The 18,100-nt window shown below is 32.3% G+C and carries 21 protein-coding genes and 1 pseudogene; 20 read left to right on the top strand and 2 right to left on the bottom strand.

Annotated elements, in window-relative coordinates; all coding sequences use genetic code 11:
* Nucleotides 1-151: 151 nt before the first annotated feature.
* From ACYFX0_RS26540 to ACYFX0_RS26525, 4 genes and pseudogenes are all read left to right on the top strand, one after another.
* Nucleotides 152-951 (top strand): annotated as a pseudogene (locus tag ACYFX0_RS26540) (GNAT family N-acetyltransferase).
* A 45-nt stretch (nucleotides 952-996) separates the two neighbouring features.
* Nucleotides 997-1,872: a glycerophosphodiester phosphodiesterase gene (locus ACYFX0_RS26535; RefSeq protein WP_016098587.1), complete on the top strand. Its 876-nt coding sequence runs from the start codon at nucleotides 997-999 to the stop codon at nucleotides 1,870-1,872.
* Nucleotides 1,873-1,989: 117 nt separating this feature from the next.
* Nucleotides 1,990-2,160 (top strand): hypothetical protein, encoded by a 171-nt coding sequence (locus ACYFX0_RS26530; RefSeq protein WP_000232343.1) that lies wholly within the window; start codon nucleotides 1,990-1,992, stop codon nucleotides 2,158-2,160.
* Nucleotides 2,157-3,002, top strand: a complete 846-nt coding sequence (locus ACYFX0_RS26525) for an SH3 domain-containing protein (RefSeq protein ID WP_086398306.1) — start codon at nucleotides 2,157-2,159, stop codon at nucleotides 3,000-3,002. The genes ACYFX0_RS26530 and ACYFX0_RS26525 overlap by 4 nt, the downstream gene beginning before the upstream one ends.
* Nucleotides 3,003-3,135: 133 nt before the next feature.
* On the opposite strand, the gene ACYFX0_RS26520 is transcribed toward ACYFX0_RS26525, so the two are convergent.
* The gene (locus ACYFX0_RS26520) at nucleotides 3,136-3,597 is read right to left on the bottom strand and encodes a DUF2306 domain-containing protein (protein WP_000021744.1); all 462 of its coding nucleotides are present in this window, start codon (nucleotides 3,595-3,597) and stop codon (nucleotides 3,136-3,138) included.
* 174 nt (nucleotides 3,598-3,771) lie between these two features.
* Between ACYFX0_RS26520 and ACYFX0_RS26515 the strand changes: the two genes are divergently transcribed.
* On the top strand, nucleotides 3,772-4,302 hold the full coding sequence (locus ACYFX0_RS26515) for a DUF4269 domain-containing protein (RefSeq protein WP_000495184.1): 531 nt from the start codon (nucleotides 3,772-3,774) through the stop codon (nucleotides 4,300-4,302).
* Between the two features lie 44 nt (nucleotides 4,303-4,346).
* Here ACYFX0_RS26515 and norG read toward each other — a convergent pair whose 3' ends face one another.
* Nucleotides 4,347-5,780: an efflux pump transcription regulator NorG gene (gene norG, locus ACYFX0_RS26510; RefSeq protein ID WP_460272020.1), complete on the bottom strand. Its 1,434-nt coding sequence runs from the start codon at nucleotides 5,778-5,780 to the stop codon at nucleotides 4,347-4,349.
* Nucleotides 5,781-5,930: 150 nt separating this feature from the next.
* On the opposite strand from norG, the gene ACYFX0_RS26505 reads away from it, so the two are divergent.
* The 15 genes from ACYFX0_RS26505 to ACYFX0_RS26435 all read left to right on the top strand — a co-directional run bounded on the left by ACYFX0_RS26505 (nucleotide 5,931) and on the right by ACYFX0_RS26435 (nucleotide 18,063).
* Nucleotides 5,931-6,845, top strand: a complete 915-nt coding sequence (locus tag ACYFX0_RS26505) for a DMT family transporter (protein WP_000551632.1) — start codon at nucleotides 5,931-5,933, stop codon at nucleotides 6,843-6,845.
* Between the two features lie 138 nt (nucleotides 6,846-6,983).
* On the top strand, nucleotides 6,984-8,345 hold the full coding sequence (locus tag ACYFX0_RS26500) for a glycosyl hydrolase family 8 (protein ID WP_106082081.1): 1,362 nt from the start codon (nucleotides 6,984-6,986) through the stop codon (nucleotides 8,343-8,345).
* A gap of 162 nt (nucleotides 8,346-8,507) precedes the next feature.
* Nucleotides 8,508-9,431 (top strand): nucleoside hydrolase, encoded by a 924-nt coding sequence (locus tag ACYFX0_RS26495; protein WP_014895267.1) that lies wholly within the window; start codon nucleotides 8,508-8,510, stop codon nucleotides 9,429-9,431.
* Nucleotides 9,432-9,508: 77 nt separating this feature from the next.
* Nucleotides 9,509-9,967 carry a GNAT family N-acetyltransferase gene (locus tag ACYFX0_RS26490; protein WP_086390554.1) on the top strand — a complete coding sequence of 153 codons (459 nt, stop codon included), beginning with the start codon at nucleotides 9,509-9,511 and terminating at the stop codon, nucleotides 9,965-9,967.
* Nucleotides 9,968-9,997: 30 nt separating this feature from the next.
* The gene (gene cutA / locus ACYFX0_RS26485) at nucleotides 9,998-10,345 is read left to right on the top strand and encodes a divalent cation tolerance protein CutA (RefSeq protein ID WP_001160789.1); all 348 of its coding nucleotides are present in this window, start codon (nucleotides 9,998-10,000) and stop codon (nucleotides 10,343-10,345) included.
* Nucleotides 10,346-10,361: 16 nt separating this feature from the next.
* A complete protein-coding gene (locus ACYFX0_RS26480) occupies nucleotides 10,362-10,808 on the top strand; it encodes an NUDIX domain-containing protein (RefSeq protein ID WP_000836826.1) in 447 nt (148 codons plus the stop codon).
* A 199-nt stretch (nucleotides 10,809-11,007) separates the two neighbouring features.
* Nucleotides 11,008-11,268 (top strand): heterocycloanthracin/sonorensin family bacteriocin, encoded by a 261-nt coding sequence (locus ACYFX0_RS26475; protein WP_001071342.1) that lies wholly within the window; start codon nucleotides 11,008-11,010, stop codon nucleotides 11,266-11,268.
* A 101-nt stretch (nucleotides 11,269-11,369) separates the two neighbouring features.
* The gene (locus tag ACYFX0_RS26470) at nucleotides 11,370-12,386 is read left to right on the top strand and encodes a serine hydrolase domain-containing protein (RefSeq protein ID WP_000288927.1); all 1,017 of its coding nucleotides are present in this window, start codon (nucleotides 11,370-11,372) and stop codon (nucleotides 12,384-12,386) included.
* A gap of 31 nt (nucleotides 12,387-12,417) precedes the next feature.
* Nucleotides 12,418-12,561: a hypothetical protein gene (locus tag ACYFX0_RS26465; protein ID WP_000653680.1), complete on the top strand. Its 144-nt coding sequence runs from the start codon at nucleotides 12,418-12,420 to the stop codon at nucleotides 12,559-12,561.
* Between the two features lie 280 nt (nucleotides 12,562-12,841).
* The gene (locus ACYFX0_RS26460) at nucleotides 12,842-14,050 is read left to right on the top strand and encodes an L-lactate MFS transporter (RefSeq protein ID WP_000814378.1); all 1,209 of its coding nucleotides are present in this window, start codon (nucleotides 12,842-12,844) and stop codon (nucleotides 14,048-14,050) included.
* A gap of 130 nt (nucleotides 14,051-14,180) precedes the next feature.
* Nucleotides 14,181-14,606, top strand: coding sequence for a GNAT family N-acetyltransferase (locus tag ACYFX0_RS26455; protein ID WP_000706899.1), 426 nt, complete (start codon nucleotides 14,181-14,183; stop codon nucleotides 14,604-14,606).
* 281 nt (nucleotides 14,607-14,887) lie between these two features.
* Nucleotides 14,888-15,331, top strand: a complete 444-nt coding sequence (locus tag ACYFX0_RS26450; protein ID WP_106082082.1) for an NUDIX hydrolase — start codon at nucleotides 14,888-14,890, stop codon at nucleotides 15,329-15,331.
* 30 nt (nucleotides 15,332-15,361) lie between these two features.
* Nucleotides 15,362-16,492 (top strand): DNA polymerase III subunit beta, encoded by a 1,131-nt coding sequence (gene dnaN, locus ACYFX0_RS26445; protein ID WP_106082083.1) that lies wholly within the window; start codon nucleotides 15,362-15,364, stop codon nucleotides 16,490-16,492.
* 22 nt (nucleotides 16,493-16,514) lie between these two features.
* Entirely contained in the window at nucleotides 16,515-17,027 is a 513-nt protein-coding gene (locus ACYFX0_RS26440; RefSeq protein ID WP_002082688.1) for an NUDIX hydrolase, read from the top strand.
* Between the two features lie 97 nt (nucleotides 17,028-17,124).
* On the top strand, nucleotides 17,125-18,063 hold the full coding sequence (locus tag ACYFX0_RS26435) for a hypothetical protein (protein ID WP_001242971.1): 939 nt from the start codon (nucleotides 17,125-17,127) through the stop codon (nucleotides 18,061-18,063).
* The last annotated feature ends 37 nt before the right edge of the window (nucleotides 18,064-18,100 follow it).

The following is an 18,100-nucleotide window of genomic DNA, read 5'->3' as shown; positions in this document are numbered from 1 at the left end:
CATTCCGACAACGTTATATCATTTTTAATTATTTTAAACTATAGAGCACAATTTAAAGAGGTACTTTTTATAGAAAATGGTAAATTTCTAATATGTTATATTTAATATAGAAAAATTCGAGTGTTACTTTTTATGAAAAGGAGAACTATTGATGAATTATAAACAACTATTACTAGATAACTTTGCATTTAAAACTTCATATATTGCACAATTTGTGCCCGGAATGAGTATAAAAAAACGAAAGATTATATTGCTGTTGATTGTGGATTACCTGCCGATACATTTAATATCATCACTCTACTAAACAATAATTTAACGGAAGGGATCGAGAAATTATATAAAGAGGTAGAATACTATTATCAAAGAAATTTTCCAATGAGTGTTTGGTTATGGGATGAGGAGCAAGAGCGGGATATAAAAAGTGAGTTAATTAAAATCGGTTTAAAAGAAGTGGAACAGAATATTGCGATGGTAGCAGACTTAAAAACAATTTCCCCAACAATAAACATGCCAGTAAGTTTTACTATTCAACAAGCAGCTTCCCCTGGACAAATAAATAAATTTGGAGAAACGTTAGCTCATCTATTCGGCACATCAGAAGAAGGTATACATGTACAAGCATTCTATAATCAAATTTCTAATCTTGATATATGTAACAGTGAGAATCTGAAATTATTTTTAGGGTTATATGAAGGTGAAGTCGTAACTGTTGGTTCATTGATATGTTCAAAAGATAGTATTGGTATTTATGACATAGCAACTAAAGAAGGAATGAGAGGACGAGGGTTCGGATCTACTATGTTCAATTTCCTTCTGCAAGAAGCACAAAAATTTAAAAATACTTATTGTGTATTACAAGCTTCACACGATGGAATCAATATTTATAAAAAATCGGGATTTCAAGCTATCGGTAAAATGACTGTATTGGAAAATCGACATTTAATTGAGTAAATCATTCTAGTTAAATCGTCTTTATATAGGAGCTTATAAATCGTTATGAAAAAGATATATCTTGTTACAATAATTTGTGCCTTTATAGTAATAAGTATCTTTGTTTTTCAGAAAATAAATGAACATAAGTATACTAAAGCTATTAATCAATCAAATCATATAAAAAATATCGCACATAGAGGTGCTTCTGCGTACGCACCTGAACATACAATAGCAGCATATAAATTAGGACAACAAATGAATGGAGATTATATAGAAATTGACCTCCAAATGACAAAAGATGGACATTTAGTGGCTATGCATGACGAAACCTTAAATCGTACAACAAATGGTACTGGGCTAGTGAAAGAGCATACATTAGAAGAAATAAAGCAACTAAATGCAGGTTCTTTTTTTTATGAAAAATATCCGAACTTAGCAAAGAAAGAATTTGAAAATGCTAAAGTCCCAACATTAAAAGAAATTATTGAAACGTTTGGGCATAACGCGAACTATTATATCGAAACAAAATCACCTGATGAATATTTAGGAATGGAAGAAAAATTATTAGAAATTATTAATTACTACGAAATACAGGATAAAGTTATTATTCAATCGTTTAGTGAAGAAAGTCTACAAAAGATTCATAGCTTAAATAGTAATATATCCATAGTACAATTATTACCTTATAAAAAAGCAGTTCAATTAACAAAATTAGAGATAGAAAAGTATAAAATGTACTGCATAGGTCTTGGTATGAATTACAAATATATCGATTCAGATTATGTAAAGAAAATAAAGAAAAGTGGATTAGAAGTTCATCCATTTACAGTAGATAATGAAAATGATATGAAAAAGTTACTTGCATGGGGAGTCGACGGGATGTTTACCAATTATCCAGATCATTTACATTCAATATTGGATTTGAAAAATCATGAATAAGTAGTGTTATTCATAAAGGGAAAATTTACACAACCTGTATACTAGGATTATCAATGCAAGAAGGCATGTATCATATCAAAAGAAAATACCAAAAACCGCAACTGGAAGACCTAGGTTGTGGTTTTTTATTGCTTTGATTTCAGTTTACAAAGTTTGAAGCTAGAAGTGAAAACCTTTTTAGATGAATTGGCTTCTTATGTATTTGTACTTCGTATCGTTCTAGGTATATGTACAACCCATGAGACGAATTTTGCATATGATAATAGAAAAGGAGATGTTGCATATTGAAATACCACAATAGAAATGTAAGTAATCTGAATAAATTAGCGGATAATACGAAAGCTGCCGCTTTTAAGTGGTATCAGTACTGCATTGACAATGGTATTGAAGTGTTAATTTACGAAACAATCCGTACGGTCGAGCAACAACGTGAATATGTTCGTAAAGGAGCATCGCAAACGATGCGCTCATATCACTTAGTAGGACAAGCATTAGATTTTGTTCCAATTCAGTCGAATGGTACAGAAGATTGGAATGGCTATAATAAAGAACCGTGGGCATCAGCAATTCGTTATGCTAAACAAATTGGCTTTGAATGGGGCGGTGACTGGAAAGGATTTGTGGATAGCCCGCATTTGCAATATAACTACAAAGGGTATGGAACGGATACTTTTGGAAAAGGTTTTCAAAACGTAGCGACTCCTCCTCCAACGAATGATGGTGTAGGGGTAGCTTATATTAACGGTAGCAATGTAAATTTACGAAAAGGACCTGGTACTGGATATGGTGTTATTCGCCAATTAGGGAAAGGAGAGTCCTACAAAGTATTTGGGCAATCAAATGGCTGGTTAAATTTAGGTGGCGATCAGTGGATTTATAACGATCCATCATATATTCGTTATACGGGAGGAAATGTACCCGCAACTTCACAATCATCAAACGATGGTGTAGGCGTAGTTACTATAATAGCGGATGTATTGCGTGTTCGTACCGGACCAGGAACAAATTACGGTATTGTGAAAAATGTGTACCAAGGTGCAAAATATCAATCGTTTGGATATAAAGATGGTTGGTATAATGTTGGTGGAAATCAATGGGTTTCTGGTGAATATGTTACATTTGTAAAGTAAAAATAAGAGCCGTCCTGTTGGGCGGCATTTTATTATAGATGTTCATAGGACGAGTGCTCATAATATCATTCGTAATATATAGAGTATAATTTTTCATTCTAATAATCAGAAAGTAATCAAAATGTAATTAATTTTAACTACGCTTTTTATATTTTTTTGATACACTGGCTACGAGGGGGATACCAATTAATGTGGGTAAAAACCAAAACCATATTGGCGGAAGTAAATTTATAATGGGAATATGGATGCCGACATTTACTAAAAGTGCGGTGACTGCACCTATATAAGAACCTAACATACCTCTAATGTGGTGATGGAGCCAATTTTTCCAACGTTTTTTTCGTGCGAGGTATCCATAAATTGCAAATGAATAAGAGAAGATTGCTACATAAAATAAATATGCGATTTTATCCCAGTTGATAATGGATAATATTATTGCCGTAAGGGTAATGACAACATAGGATGCATGATATATCTCGCCCCATTCAGTATGTTTTCCTTTCTTCTTTTGAGCAACCATCGCTACAATACCAGTGATTAAGCATATTGTTCCAAATAGTATGTGTATGGTTAAAAGAATGTTAAAAATGCTCATAATAATTCCTCCTTTTTTATTTTTATAGTATTGCAGTATAGGAGAAAAGTTGAAACATATTGTTTGTTGGCCTTAATATATTGAAATAAAGGTAATCCTAGAACAAATTTAAACGGACAAATTTTTCTTGATTTTAGTGAGCCACGTATTACGTGAAATGAAGGAGAGACTTCCATGTTTACATCTATTACATATTTACAATCAGGGAATGACAAACAACAAAAGGTATATGATGTTTTAAATAAACTAAACATAATGGAGGATTTAGCTTTGTATAGTCCCGTTCTTTGCGGGACAATCCCTATAAGAATTGATACTCTCCAATCTGACTTAGATATAGTAATGGAAGTACATAACTTTGATGTTTTTGAGCAGGAAATGAGATCTTTATATGGTTCTTATAGAGGGTTCAATATAAAAAAGAAAAAAATGAAAGGTACTGAATCGATAAAGGTAAATTTTGAATTCGAAGGTTTTGAATTTGAATTATTTGCTCAGCCTAAGCCAGTGCGTAACCAAAATGCATATAGACATATGATAGTAGAGCACATGCTATTAATGCAGCATCCACATATAAGGGAAGAAATTCTTCGCTTGAAAGAGAACGGTATAAAAACAGAACCTGCTTTTGCTCAAGTATTAAACATTGAAGGAGATCCTTATGAAGGACTTATTGTGTTGGGGCAGGAAATGCGGTTGTGGTAAATAAGATACATAAAAACTCCTCTATAGAAAAAGAGGAGTTTTTATTATGCCATTAGCTTACGGATTAATTCACTCAGCAATTTAACCCCGTGAGTCATTTGTTCTGGAGAAGCATATCCATATGATAAACGAATGTACGGTTCTGATTCTTCTTCATAAATACGTCCTGGATTTAAAAGAATTCCCTTTGATAGTGCCTCTGAAAATAATTTCTTCATCGGAATGCTAGGTACAACCTTAAGCCATATAAAGAATCCGCCGTTAGGAATATCCCAAGTGGCAATATCTGCACAATACTTATTTAAAGCCCGTATCATGATTTGTCTTCGTTCTTTTAGTTGAATTCTTACGTTTGCAACATGTTCTTCATAAAAACCTTTTTTTATCCATTCAGCAGCAACTCTTTGGGATAACGAACTCGATCCATAGTCTGTTTGCATTTTTATATCTGACAATCTTTCAATAACTGGTTCAGGTCCAATAATCCATCCAATTCTAAGTCCTGGGCTAAGTGTTTTAGATAGACTACCAACATATAATACATGTCCATGTTTATCTATTGATTTTAAAGGAGCTGGAGGGGGTTCATCAATCCATAACTCACGATAAATATCATCTTCAATAATAGGTAACTGTTCCTTTTCACATATCTTTATTATTTCTTTTCTTCGTTCTTGAGACATTAATATCCCAGTTGGGTTTTGAAAACTAGGAATAGAATATAAAATGTTTTTCTTTTGACTGTATTTAATGCGTTTTAATAATTCGTTAGGTAAAATACCGTGATGATCCATAGCTATACCAGATAAATTTATATTTGCTGATTGAAATACATGAAGTGAATATAAGTAAGAAGGTTGTTCAAGTAAAACAGTTGATTCTCTATGCAAAAGACCAATTGATATTAATTGCAATGCTTGTAATGCACCAGAGACGATTAATATAGAACCCGGTGATACATGTATTCCGAATGATTTTACGTAGTTACTTATTGCCTCACGTAACGGTAAAAAACCTTTTTGTTCTTCGTATCCGAAATAATCTAATTCGTCACTTACGTTTTTCATAATGGACTGCATCGTTTTTAGCGGGAAAATTTGAGGTGCAAGTTCACCTTTACTAAGATGGATAAGTGTTTTATTTGCTTCTGCTTCATTTATTTCTCGTACCATTAACTTGCTAGGTTTATGAATACCAGCTTTTACATATTCACTCCAATCAGGCGGGGGATTCGTCGCTAATAATGACCATGTATTATTTGTTACAACTGTTCCTGCTCCGATTTTCCCTTGAATTAAGCCATCTGCCATAAGTTCATCGAGCGCAGTTATTACAGTACTTCGATTTACATGAAATAATTTTACTAACTGCCTTTGACTAGGGATCTTACTTCCGATCGGCCATTCTCCGTTTTCGATTTTTTCTTTCATATAATCTACTATCTGCCGATATTTAGGCAGTTTTTTATTCGTTGTCATAAAAAACTCCCTCGTTCAATTTAAAAATGCCAAGTGGTTGGTTTTTACGATAAATAACTGGTTGAAGACATTGTATCAACTATTAAATATGATGAAAAGAAATAATTGGTAATTTAAAAATGGTTGGTTTATTAGAAAGGGAGAGAAAACATGCATAATAAAAAATGGGATTTACGCATTATATATGCACACGCGTTTACGATTCTTATATGGGGAACTGCTTTTCCGGCAATTCGTATGGGGCTTGAATCTTATACACCTGAGCATCTTACTTTACTACGCTTATTAATCGCTTCATTTATACTTCTGTTGTTTTCTTTTATCTACAAGTTACGGCTACCGGATTTAAAGGATATCCCAGCAATTTTTATGTTCGGTGCTTTAGGATTCACTTTTTATCACATTGCATTAAACTACGGCGAAAAAACAGTAAATGCTGGTTCTGCAAGTTTAATTGTTTCGGTCACACCTATAGTAACGGCAATTCTTGCTTCTATATTTTTAAACGAAAAAATGAAATTAAATGGTTGGATCGGTGGTGTAATTAGTTTTATAGGAATTGCTCTCATATCATTTAGTCAAGGAGATGCTATTCAATTGAATAGTGGGGGATTATTTATATTATTAGCAGCGATTTCAGAAAGCCTATATTTTGTTTTTCAAACTTCTTACTTAAAAAAGTACGGCTTCTTACCATTTACCATATATACAATTTTATCTAGTACTGTATGTATGCTTATTTTCTTACCGGGAATGTATACAGAAATACTAGCAGCTCCTCTTGAAGTGAATGTGAGTGTTTTATATTTAGGCTTATTTCCAACAGTACTCCCATATATCGCATTGGCCTATATCATATCTCATGCTGGTGCTGCTGAGGCAACAAGTTCTCTATATTTAACGCCAGTAACTGCATGTTTTATTGCTTGGTTATGGTTAGGAGAAGTGCCAACTTTAGTTTCGATAATTGGCGGAGGGATTACTATACTTGGTATCGTGATTGCTCATATACCAGTATTAAGAAAAGAAAAACATAGGAATTTAGCAAATAATCAATCCGTATAACGTAATTCAATAATAATTTTATGATACTTTTTCATATAGTTTCTTTCTTATGTTGATAAATATAATATTTTGTATTTCAGTTAAATATTGTATGTTACATTTTATGTAGTAAGCATTTTAAAAGGAGATGACAACATAATGAATGGAAAAAGAAATATTTTCACATGTATTTCTATTATAGGAATCGGTCTAGCTAGTTTTTCTAATTCTAGTTTCGCAGCAAATGTAACGGACAATTCAGTACAAAATTCTATTCCCGTAGTTAATCAACAAGTAGCTGCTGCAAAGGAAATGAAACCATTTCCCCAGCAAGTTAATTATGCAGGTGTTATAAAACCTACTCATGTTACACAGGAAAGTTTAAATGCTTCTGTAAGAAGTTACTACGATAATTGGAAAAAGAAATATTTGAAAAATGATTTATCTTCTTTACCTGGTGGTTATTACGTAAAAGGAGAGATTACGGGTGATGCGGATGGGTTTAAGCCACTTGGAACTTCAGAAGGTCAAGGGTATGGGATGATAATTACAGTATTAATGGCTGGTTACGATTCGAATGCCCAAAAAATCTATGATGGTTTATTTAAAACAGCAAGAACTTTTAAAAGCTCTCAAAATCCTAATTTAATGGGATGGGTTGTCGCAGATAGTAAAAAAGCACAAGGTCATTTTGATTCTGCTACTGATGGGGATTTAGATATTGCGTATTCTCTTCTTCTTGCTCATAAGCAGTGGGGATCAAATGGAACAGTTAATTATTTAAAAGAAGCACAAGACATGATTACAAAAGGTATTAAAGCTAGTAATGTTACAAATAATAGCCGACTAAATTTAGGAGATTGGGATTCTAAAAATTCACTTGATACGAGGCCATCTGATTGGATGATGTCACACCTTAGAGCATTTTATGAATTTACAGGTGATAAAACTTGGCTTACTGTTATTAATAATTTGTACGATGTTTATACGCAATTTAGTAATAAGTACTCTCCAAATACAGGGCTTATTTCAGATTTCGTTGTAAAAAACCCACCACAACCCGCACCTAAAGACTTCTTAGATGAGTCAAAATATACAAATGCATATTATTATAATGCTAGTCGAGTACCTTTAAGAATTGTAATGGACTATGCGATGTACGGTGAGAAGCGAAGTAAAGTCATTTCTGATAAAGTCTCTTCGTGGATTCAAAATAAAACGAATGGAAATCCTTCTAAAATTGTGGATGGTTATCAATTAAACGGGTCTAATATTGGTAGTTATCCAACTGGTGTATTCGTTTCGCCATTTATTGCTGCAAGTATAACGGATAGCAATAATCAAAAGTGGGTAAATAGCGGTTGGGATTGGATGAAGAATAAGAAAGAAAGCTACTTTAGTGATAGTTATAATTTATTAACCATGTTATTTATTACAGGAAATTGGTGGAAACCTGTACCTGATGATAAAAAAATACAAAATCAAATAAATGATGCAATTTATGAAGGATACGATAATTAATTAAATTTGAGAATGGTTACTTAAGAAAGGAATTAGCATACGCTAGTTCCTTTTTAATATTTTGTAGAACATTATCCATTCTAAAATTCGCATAGATATACTTGCTTTTTTCATATACATAGTTATTGATGACTCTATGTTTTTATGAGGGGAGAGTATTTCTTGGAAAAAGTATTATTTTTCGGAGACCCAGGTATTGATGACTCATTTGCCATTATGTATGGTTTACTGCATCCCGAAATTGAAATTGTAGGTATTGTAACTGGATACGGAAATGTTGAGCATATACATGCTGCACATAATGCAGCGTATATTTTACAGTTAGCAAATAGACAAGACATTCCTGTCATTAGTGGTGCAACAAAACCACTTACAGAAGAAATTACTACGTACTACCCTGAAATTCACGGAGCAGAAGGATTAGGGCCCATCCATGTTCCAGAAAGCGTATTATCTATTCCAATATACAATTTTGGTAGTATCGCTGCGATTCTTGTAAAGTACGGAAAAGATTTAACGATTGTTGATGTAGGAAGATCTACCTCATTAGCAATTGCTTTTAATTTATGGAATGATTTAATGCTAAATGTAAAAGCAATATATTTCATGGGTGGTGTTTTTTTAGAAGTAGGAAACGTTACGCCGTTAGCAGAGGCAAATGTGTATGGAGATCCGATAGCAAGTAAAATTGTTTTCCATCAAGCAAAGAATTTATTAATATTCCCTTTAAATGTAACAAACAAAGCTGTGTTAACACCAAATGTATTTAGCTATATTCAAGCTAATACAAAGAATCCATTTCATATGATAATGAAACCAATGTATGACTACTATTTATCTGCATACCAAAAACTTAATCCATCTATCGAAGGACCTTTGCTACATGATGTGGTTGCAATAAGTGGATTAGTAAATCCAAGTTTTTTTGAATTTGTGCATCGTACAGTAAATGTAGATACATACGGAGGTACGAAAGGACAAACATTTGCTGATTTCCGCCCTAGCTCTATACCTGAAGGGGCCCATATAGCATTAGAAATAGATGAACAAAAATTCATTCAAGATTTTATAAAAATCATGTTATAAGTTGTTGTCGAAAAAGGGAATTATTTCAATGCGTTGAATATAAAAATACATCCCTCTAGATAAAGGAGCTTACAATATTGAATGTCCAGTTAAAGGTTGTTACGAGAGAAAATTGGGAAGAAGCATTAAAGCTACAAGTTAAAGAAAATCAGTTGAAATTTGTTCCATCCGTAGCAGTTTCGCTTGCTAAAGTATATATAAAACCAGATGGTGACAATGTAGAGTACATACCATTCTCTATATACGTTGGTGACCTTATGGTTGGTTTTGTAATGCATGCAGTTGTAAGAGAGACATCAGATATGTATTGGATTAACGGATTTATTATTGATCAAAAGCAGCAAGGAAATGGATATGGAAAAGCAGCATTACAAGAAAGTATTAATATAATAAAAAATACTTTTAAATCGTGTAAAGAAATTAGATTAACCGTACATAAAGATAATATCTCTGCAAAGAAACTATATGAACGATACAGTTTCAAATCATTAGAACAGGAGTATGATGGCGAGCAAGTATATCGTTTATTTGTTTAACTATTAGGAAGTAAAGGCGTGAAATGAAATATGCAATTTACTGAAGTGAAAATTGAAGTGTTCATTCCTGAAGAATATATTGAAACATTAAGGGATGAATTAAATAAAATTGGAGCATGTAAAACGGGCGAATATGACCATTGTCTTTCCTATAGTTCAGTGAAAGGATATTGGAGACCTTTAGACGAGGCATCTCCTTTTAATGGAGAAATTGGTCGAATATGCGAAGGGCAAGAATGTAAAGTTGAAATAAAGTGTAAACGAGAACTTGTAAAAGATGCTCTTGAAGTTATTAATGATATTCATCCGTATGAAACACCTATGATTTATATTATACCAATACTAAATGACTATTTTGAGCAACTATACATTGAATAACTAGGAGGAATATCAATTGAAAAGTAAATTTCATCATATTGTACGAGCAGTCATGATAAAAGATGAAAAATTATTAGTTGCTGAATATATTGGCCATCATTATTTTTTACCTGGTGGCCATGTTGAAATTGGAGAATCAGCAGAGAATGCATTAATAAGAGAGTTAAGAGAAGAACTTGGAGTAAACTGTAGTATACAACAATTTTTAGGAGTCATAGAAAATCAATGGCAAGATAAAGAAGTGCTTCATCATGAAATTAACCACATTTTTGAAGTAGAGTCACAAGATTTACATACGGACTTACCACCGAAATCTAGCGAGTCTCATTTAGCATTTCAATGGATAGATTGTAATAAAGAAGCCTTAAATCATTATGAAATCATGCCAATGCCTTTAGTGAAGGAATTACTAGAAAGAAAGTTAAGTGATGAACTACTAAATTGTTGGATTAGTAATTTTTAAATCACTTTATTTATAGTAAATACGTCCATCGAATGAATATAAAGAAAATAGGCTGAAAAACAAGGTACATCACCTAGTGTAAGTTCATATTTTGTTGATGTACGCATTTAGTCTATAGTCTTGTTTCTACTTTGTTCACAAGAATTTATTAACTTTAATATTTGGGCGGAATTTATATTTATAAATGGAGGGGTTCTTAATGAATCAGTTTCAACATGAACTACAAACATTAAATCTTAATGATTATCAAACTGGTAATGTTGTGTATTGGGATCAACAACAAAGTCAATATCCATACTACTACATTCAAGACGATGCACGTCGTTGCGGAGGATGCGGAGGTTGTGGTGGACGCTGTGGCGGTTGTGGCGGCGGTAGATGTGGTGGCTGTGGTGGACGTTGCGTAGGTTGCGCTGGTTGTTTTGGTTGCTTTAATTGCTGGAACTGGTGGATTATTTAAATATAGTACATCATTAATATTTTATATGAAAGAAAGGTGTAAATACTGTTTATACTTTTCTTTCATGCTATAATTTTGTATTAGTGTTAAGGGGGATTTATTTGTATACATACGAAAAGTTGATTTCTTGGGTAGAAAATATAAAAGAAAAAAATCAAAGTTCTGCTGCAGCACTTTGTATTATAAAAGATAATAAAATCGTGCTAGAGCATTATAGTGGTTATCACTCAAATACATCTACAAGCAAGAAAGTAACAGCACCTTCACAATTTAACGTTGCTTCTGCTAGAAAAAGTTATTTAGGATTAATAATAGCGTATGCGCTTTATGAGGGGAAAATAAACTCTATTGATGATGAAGCGATAAAATATTTTAAAGACTTTGATCCTGTATTGCTTGGTAAAACGACGATAAGACATTTAGTAACACATTCGCACGGATTAGAAGAAACGAATGACGGGACAATTTTTCGTGAATTTGAACCGGGACAATCATGGGCGTATAGAGATATTAATGTAAGAATGATGACACGTCTTATTTATCAGCTATATAACAAAAGTTTTCCTGAATTGTTAAAAGAGCGTGTTTTTAAACCTGCTAAATTTCAAGAAACAGGATGGAGAATACAGCAAGATGAAAATTTGGTTGAAATTATTAATAATCCAAATGAAGACCCGATAAGTGGAATTGGTACAGTAAATGATGGTACTGAAAAAAATCTATTTGTCTCAGCTAGAGAATTTGCGCAGTGGGGCAATCTTCATCTAAATCAAGGCATGATACATGATAAACAAATCGTTCCAAAAGAAGTTATAAAAATTGCTACGAGTTTGCAGAGTCCAACATTTATAAACAAAGAGCTACCACAAAATGGGGTGTTTTGGTTCATCCAAAATGAGCCTGCACAATTAAGCGAACTTGGTGAACGTATTCCAAAAGGGTCGTATCAAATATTAGGGATTACTGGACCGACTATTTTAGTAATACCTGAATATAATGTAGTTGTTGCAAAAATGTATAATAAAAGATATAACTACGGCGGTGATAATTACTTATATTATTTACGTGAATTTAGTAATTTAGTCGCTGATACATTTAGTAACCGTATTAGGGCATAATTACTCCTATAACAAAAAGGGGTGATTGAAAGTGAAAGATAAAGTGAACAAAAATAAAAAGCAAAATATAAAAGATGTAAATACAGAGCAAAATGCAATTTATAGCGATCCTAAAGATGCAGCTAATATGCAAACTGTACCGCAGCCGAAAGATTTTGATGAAATCGAATATTAATTTTTCATCCGACTATATGATGAATGAAAAATACGTCTTAAGTCTCATAACATTTAAGAAATTATTTGATAACATATATACATAAGCATTTGAAAATGTCTTATCTTAACAAAGCTTTCTTTAGAAATATCTGATATAACCTGCAAAAGGCACTTCTTTATGAAGTGTCTTTTTGTGTATATGAACTTAATTACCATTTTCCGTACAGTATCTTGTAATTTATGATGGATATACTAACTGTGAAAATTCATGTCAAGATAAAAGAAGGGGACAAGTTAGTATGAAACAAAGTTCTATAAATCCGTTACTAATTGTTCTAGGTACAATCATTGTTCAAATTGGCCTTGGAACAATTTATACATGGAGTTTATTTAATCAACCCCTTGTAAGTAAGTTTGGATGGAATCTTAATTCAGTAGCGATAACTTTCTCCATAACAAGTTTTTCTTTATCATTCTCAACTTTATTTGCAGCAAAGTTGCAGAAAAAATTAGGACTTCGAAAACTTATTGCTACTGCAGGAATTGTTTTAGGACTCGGCTTAATACTTAGTTCACAAGTTTCTTCTTTACCACTATTATATTTATTAGCTGGTGTCGTTGTTGGTTATGCGGATGGAACAGCTTATATTACATCACTATCTAATTTAATTAAATGGTTTCCAAATCGGAAAGGGCTTATTTCAGGTATATCTGTATCAGCGTATGGAATGGGCAGCTTAATCTTTAGATATATAAACGGAAATCTTATCGATAACCTTGGTGTATCACAAGCATTCTTATATTGGGGTATTATCGTGTTACTTTTAGTGTTAATCGGATCGTTCTTCTTACGTGAGGCAATTGTAAGTAATGCTGTAACTGAAACATTACACAATGACTATACTCCGCGTGAAATGATGCGAACGAAACAAGTATATCTGCTATTTTTTATGTTATTCACCTCGTGTATGGGTGGTTTGTATTTAATAAGTATGGTAAAAGATATCGGCGTACAACTCGTTGGACTTAGCGCAGCAACTGCTGCAAACGCCGTTGCTATGATTGCAATCTTTAATACAGTAGGTAGAATTATTCTTGGGACGCTATCAGATAAAATCGGCCGAATGAAAATTGTCTCTGCAACGTTTATTATTATAGGATTGTCAGTCTTTACTTTAAGTTTTATTCCGCTAAATTACGGAATCTATTTTGCTTGTGTAGCAAGTGTCGCCTTTTGCTTCGGTGGTAATATAACTATATTCCCAGCTATTGTCGGAGATTTCTTTGGATTAAAAAACCATAGTACAAATTACGGCATTGTCTACCAAGGTTTCGGATTTGGTGCGCTTGCAGGATCATTTATTGGAGCGATACTCGGGGGATTTCAACCAACTTTCATTATAATCGGTGTTTTAAGTGTTATTTCCTTCATTATTTCAATATTAATCCGTCCACCAACTGCAGAAAAGAAAAAGGAACTAAAACATTTACATCGGAAAGTTGCTTAATTTTAAAAAGAGTCCTCATGTTAGGGCTCTTTTTTATTCCATTAACTTTGCTTCTTTACTAACTCATTAAAGACAGGACAATATCATTATAAAATTGAATAGATAAGTAAAAAGGAGCGTGACACTTAAAATGAAAATAGTACAGCAGTGGGTACAAGAAGATAGTGATTACATAAGAGAGAAAGTAATTGAATATAATCAAAAATATCTCGCAGATGAAGAAAAAACACCTTCAGAAAAGGTTAGTTTCATAGTAAGAAATGAAAAAGAAGAAATCGTAGGTGGGGTAACAGCAATAATTTTTTGGCACCATGTACACGTTGACTTTCTATGGGTTTCTGAAGAATATAGGCATGAAGGTTACGGAAACAAGTTAATAAAGCTTATTGAAGAATTTGCAATTGAAAAAGGGTGTAGGTTAATTAATTTAGATACCTTTAGTTTCCAAGCTCCTGATTTTTATAAGAAACATGGATATAAAGTAATTGGAGTAAGTGAAGATCATCCGAAAGGACATAATCATTATTATTTAGAAAAACGGCTAAAAAGTATATAGAATTTGTTAACATTAGTATTTGGAATACAAATGTAATCAAGGCGAGGTTATTATTAATTTTAGTTTTAATTTAATCAATTTTCATGCTAAAACTTCAAGAACGTTCTTTGGATAATCTTCCTAAGATACGTTCTTTCTTTATATATCAGTGGCCCATTCTTATTAACTCCACCAATAGCGGTAAAGGCAAGACTTAACTAACTTATATATATTAAAAGGAGTTAATGGTAGAATGGATAGAAGACAGAAAATTCCTTTTATTAAAAATAGAGGAGGTACATATGAAAAAAGTTAATGTTACATACGCGATTTTGTACGATAAAACTAATGAAAAGATCTTAATGGTAAAAAACAAAGGGGAAAATGGTTCTTATTATACATTACCGGGTGGCGCAGTTAAATTAGGAGAAACCTTAGAAGAAGGAGTAATTCGGGAAGTAAAAGAAGAAACAGGGTTACATATAAACGTAAAAGGGATTTGTTCTATCAGCGAAGCCTTTTTCGAGGAAAGAGATCATCATGCAATTTTCTTTAATTTTCTAGGCGAAATAATCGGCGGGGAGACATATATATCAAGACCAAAAGAAATCGAAGAGATTACTTGGATGGAATTACATATAGCAGCACCGTATTTACGCATACCAGAACATTTACTAGATTTATTACAAAGGAAAGAAACAGTACCTTATTTTTTTAACGGAACAATCGTTCATCAATCTTCATAAAAATATTATCTCATGTAAGGCGGGGAAAACATGGAGTTCATCGTTAATCACAAACAATTTACTCAAGCACTTTCAGAAGTTAACAAAGCGATATCAACAAAATCTTTAATTCCTATATTATCTGGTATAAAAATAACTGCAGATCAATCTGGAATTACTTTAATTGCAAGTAACTCGAATATTTTTATTGAAAAATTCATTCCTGTTTCAATTGAAGGCGAAAAAATTGCAACTATTTTAAAGGCAGGAACTATTGTTGTACCTGCAAAGTATTTCATTGAAATAATAAAGAAAATGCCAAGTGATATAGCAATAAAAAGTAAGAATGAGCAAATTATTAAGATACAATCAGAAGAAATCACATTAAGTTTAAATGGATTTCCTGCAGATGAGTTTCCAAATGTACCGCTTATAGACAATCATGCAGAAATCAAGGTAGAGACAGAGCAATTGATTGAAGTATTTAAACAAACAGTCTTTGCGGTAGCGAAAAATGAATCTAGACCTGTTCTTACTGGGGTGCATATAGAGTTATCTAATAATAAGTTTATTTGTGCTGCAACTGACTCACATAGACTAGCGATACGTGAAACGCGACTTTCCTCAGATGTAAAAGCAAATTGTATTGTACCAAGCGCAACCATTAGTGAACTTCTAAAATTAATGAACAGCAATTCGGAATTCGTATATATTTACCTTTCAGAGAGTCATATTATATTTACGCTTGGAACAACTACATTATATTCAAGACTAATTGAAGGGAAATATCCTAATATTTCTAACCTTATTCCAAATGACTTTAAAACGATTATTAACATAGATAGAAAAAAGATATTACAAGGTGTAGACCGATCAAGTTTATTAGCAAGTGAATGGGCCAATAACAATGTTAACTTAGAAATCATAAACGAATCTACAATTAAAATTTCTTCAAACGCTTCTCAAATTGGGCAAATATCCGAAACGCAACAAATAGATGCGATTCAAGGTGAAAAACAATTAAATATATCTTTCGATGGGCGTTTTATGGTTGATGCTTTAAGAGCAATAAAAGAAGAAACGATTACTTTAAGCTTTGGCGGTTCTATGAGACCGATATTGATTGAAGCAGGAGAGCAATCTGTAGCAATCCATCTTATATCTCCAGTAAGAGCTTATTAAAAACGGAGGAAGGAATCACATTATGTACAAGCACACTTTATGTTTTATAAAAAGAAATGAAGAGATACTTATGTTAAATAGAGAATATGATCCAGTAAAAGGATTATGGAATGGGGTAGGAGGAAAGATAGAAAAGGGAGAAACACCTTTAGAAAATGCGATTCGTGAAATAAAGGAAGAGACTAATATAAAAGTTACGTATGACCAAATTCAATTTAAAGGCATTATTAAATGGGAGGATTCTTCATATTCTGGCGGTATTTATGTTTATCTAGTAGAGTTACTTCATGAATTTACATATCACACTCCAAAAAAAGTCTCAGAAGGAATTTTAGATTGGAAAGAGGTTTCTTGGATTCTTAGTGACTATAATTACGGTGTAGGAGAGATGATACCTAAATTTTTAGTTGAAGTGCTCCACAATGAATTAATATTAGAGCATAATTTTATTTTATCTAATCATAAATTAATAGATTATAGGAATAAAGAATTAGCTAAGCAGGACAACTCTATAGATAATATAATTCCATTATAAAAAGTAAGAATCGTAATCTATCATACACAGCAAAATAATTATCACCTAAATATAAAAGCCATAGATTATTCGAAGAGTAGCTAAGGAGAAAATTTATATGAGGATGAGTGTGATGAAGAAAATAATTATTTTACTCATAGGTATCGTTTTAATTACTATTGCTTTTTATCAATACAACAAAAAAGAAGGTTTAGCTAAAAATGATAAGGTGTATGTAGAAGACTTTAAAGGTAAAAATGATTCAAACAAAATACAATCTGCTATTAATAAAGCAGAATCTAGTAAAATTAAAACAGTATTGCTTGATGATAAGAAGTATAAAATTACGTCACCAATCGTAGTGAAACAGGGTGTAAAGTTATTATTTGGTTATGGAACACAATTTGTTGTTGAAGGTAATTTTAGAGTTCTAGAATTAGAAAAAAACGCTTCTATTGAAGGAGCTTATATAGCTATAGATGATCCTAAATTTAATTCTGAAGTTATATATTTAGACGGAAAAAATAAGTATTATAACACTTGGCACAAAACACAAATAAAAGATATAAATATTATCAATTGGACAGAAACGAATAAAGGTACCGGCATTTCTTTGTATTCTGGTGGGAAGGAAAATGAAATTTCATTTATTAATTTTGAAAATATAAAAGTTGTAGGCATGGAAACTGGGGTGAAATTAGTAGCAAAGAAACCACAATCTGGACATGCATGGATAAATGCCAACCGTTTTATGAACTTCTCTCTCGAAGATTGTGTAAATATGATTTTTATGGATAGTAATGTAACAACGCCAAATGAAATTAGTGGTAACCTATTTACAAACCTTCAAATACAACCTACAAATAAAACGAAAAGTATTGTAAAGGTAAGTGGACAGCATAACGAGTTCCATGGAATGGTGTGGGATTTACAGAAAATCAATCACGAAAACGAACTCATTGAACTAACTGATAAAAGTATGAATACAGTGATTGAAATGTCCAGTGTACCAGCAAATAGAATTTTAGATAGCGGGAAATCAAATATAGTGAAATAAGTTTAAATACAGAAAAAGAGCGAATTCCTTATAAGAG

It is taken from the genome of Bacillus sp. NEAU-Y102 (genome assembly GCF_054788175.1).
This window is presented reverse-complemented; position numbering and strand designations above follow the sequence as displayed.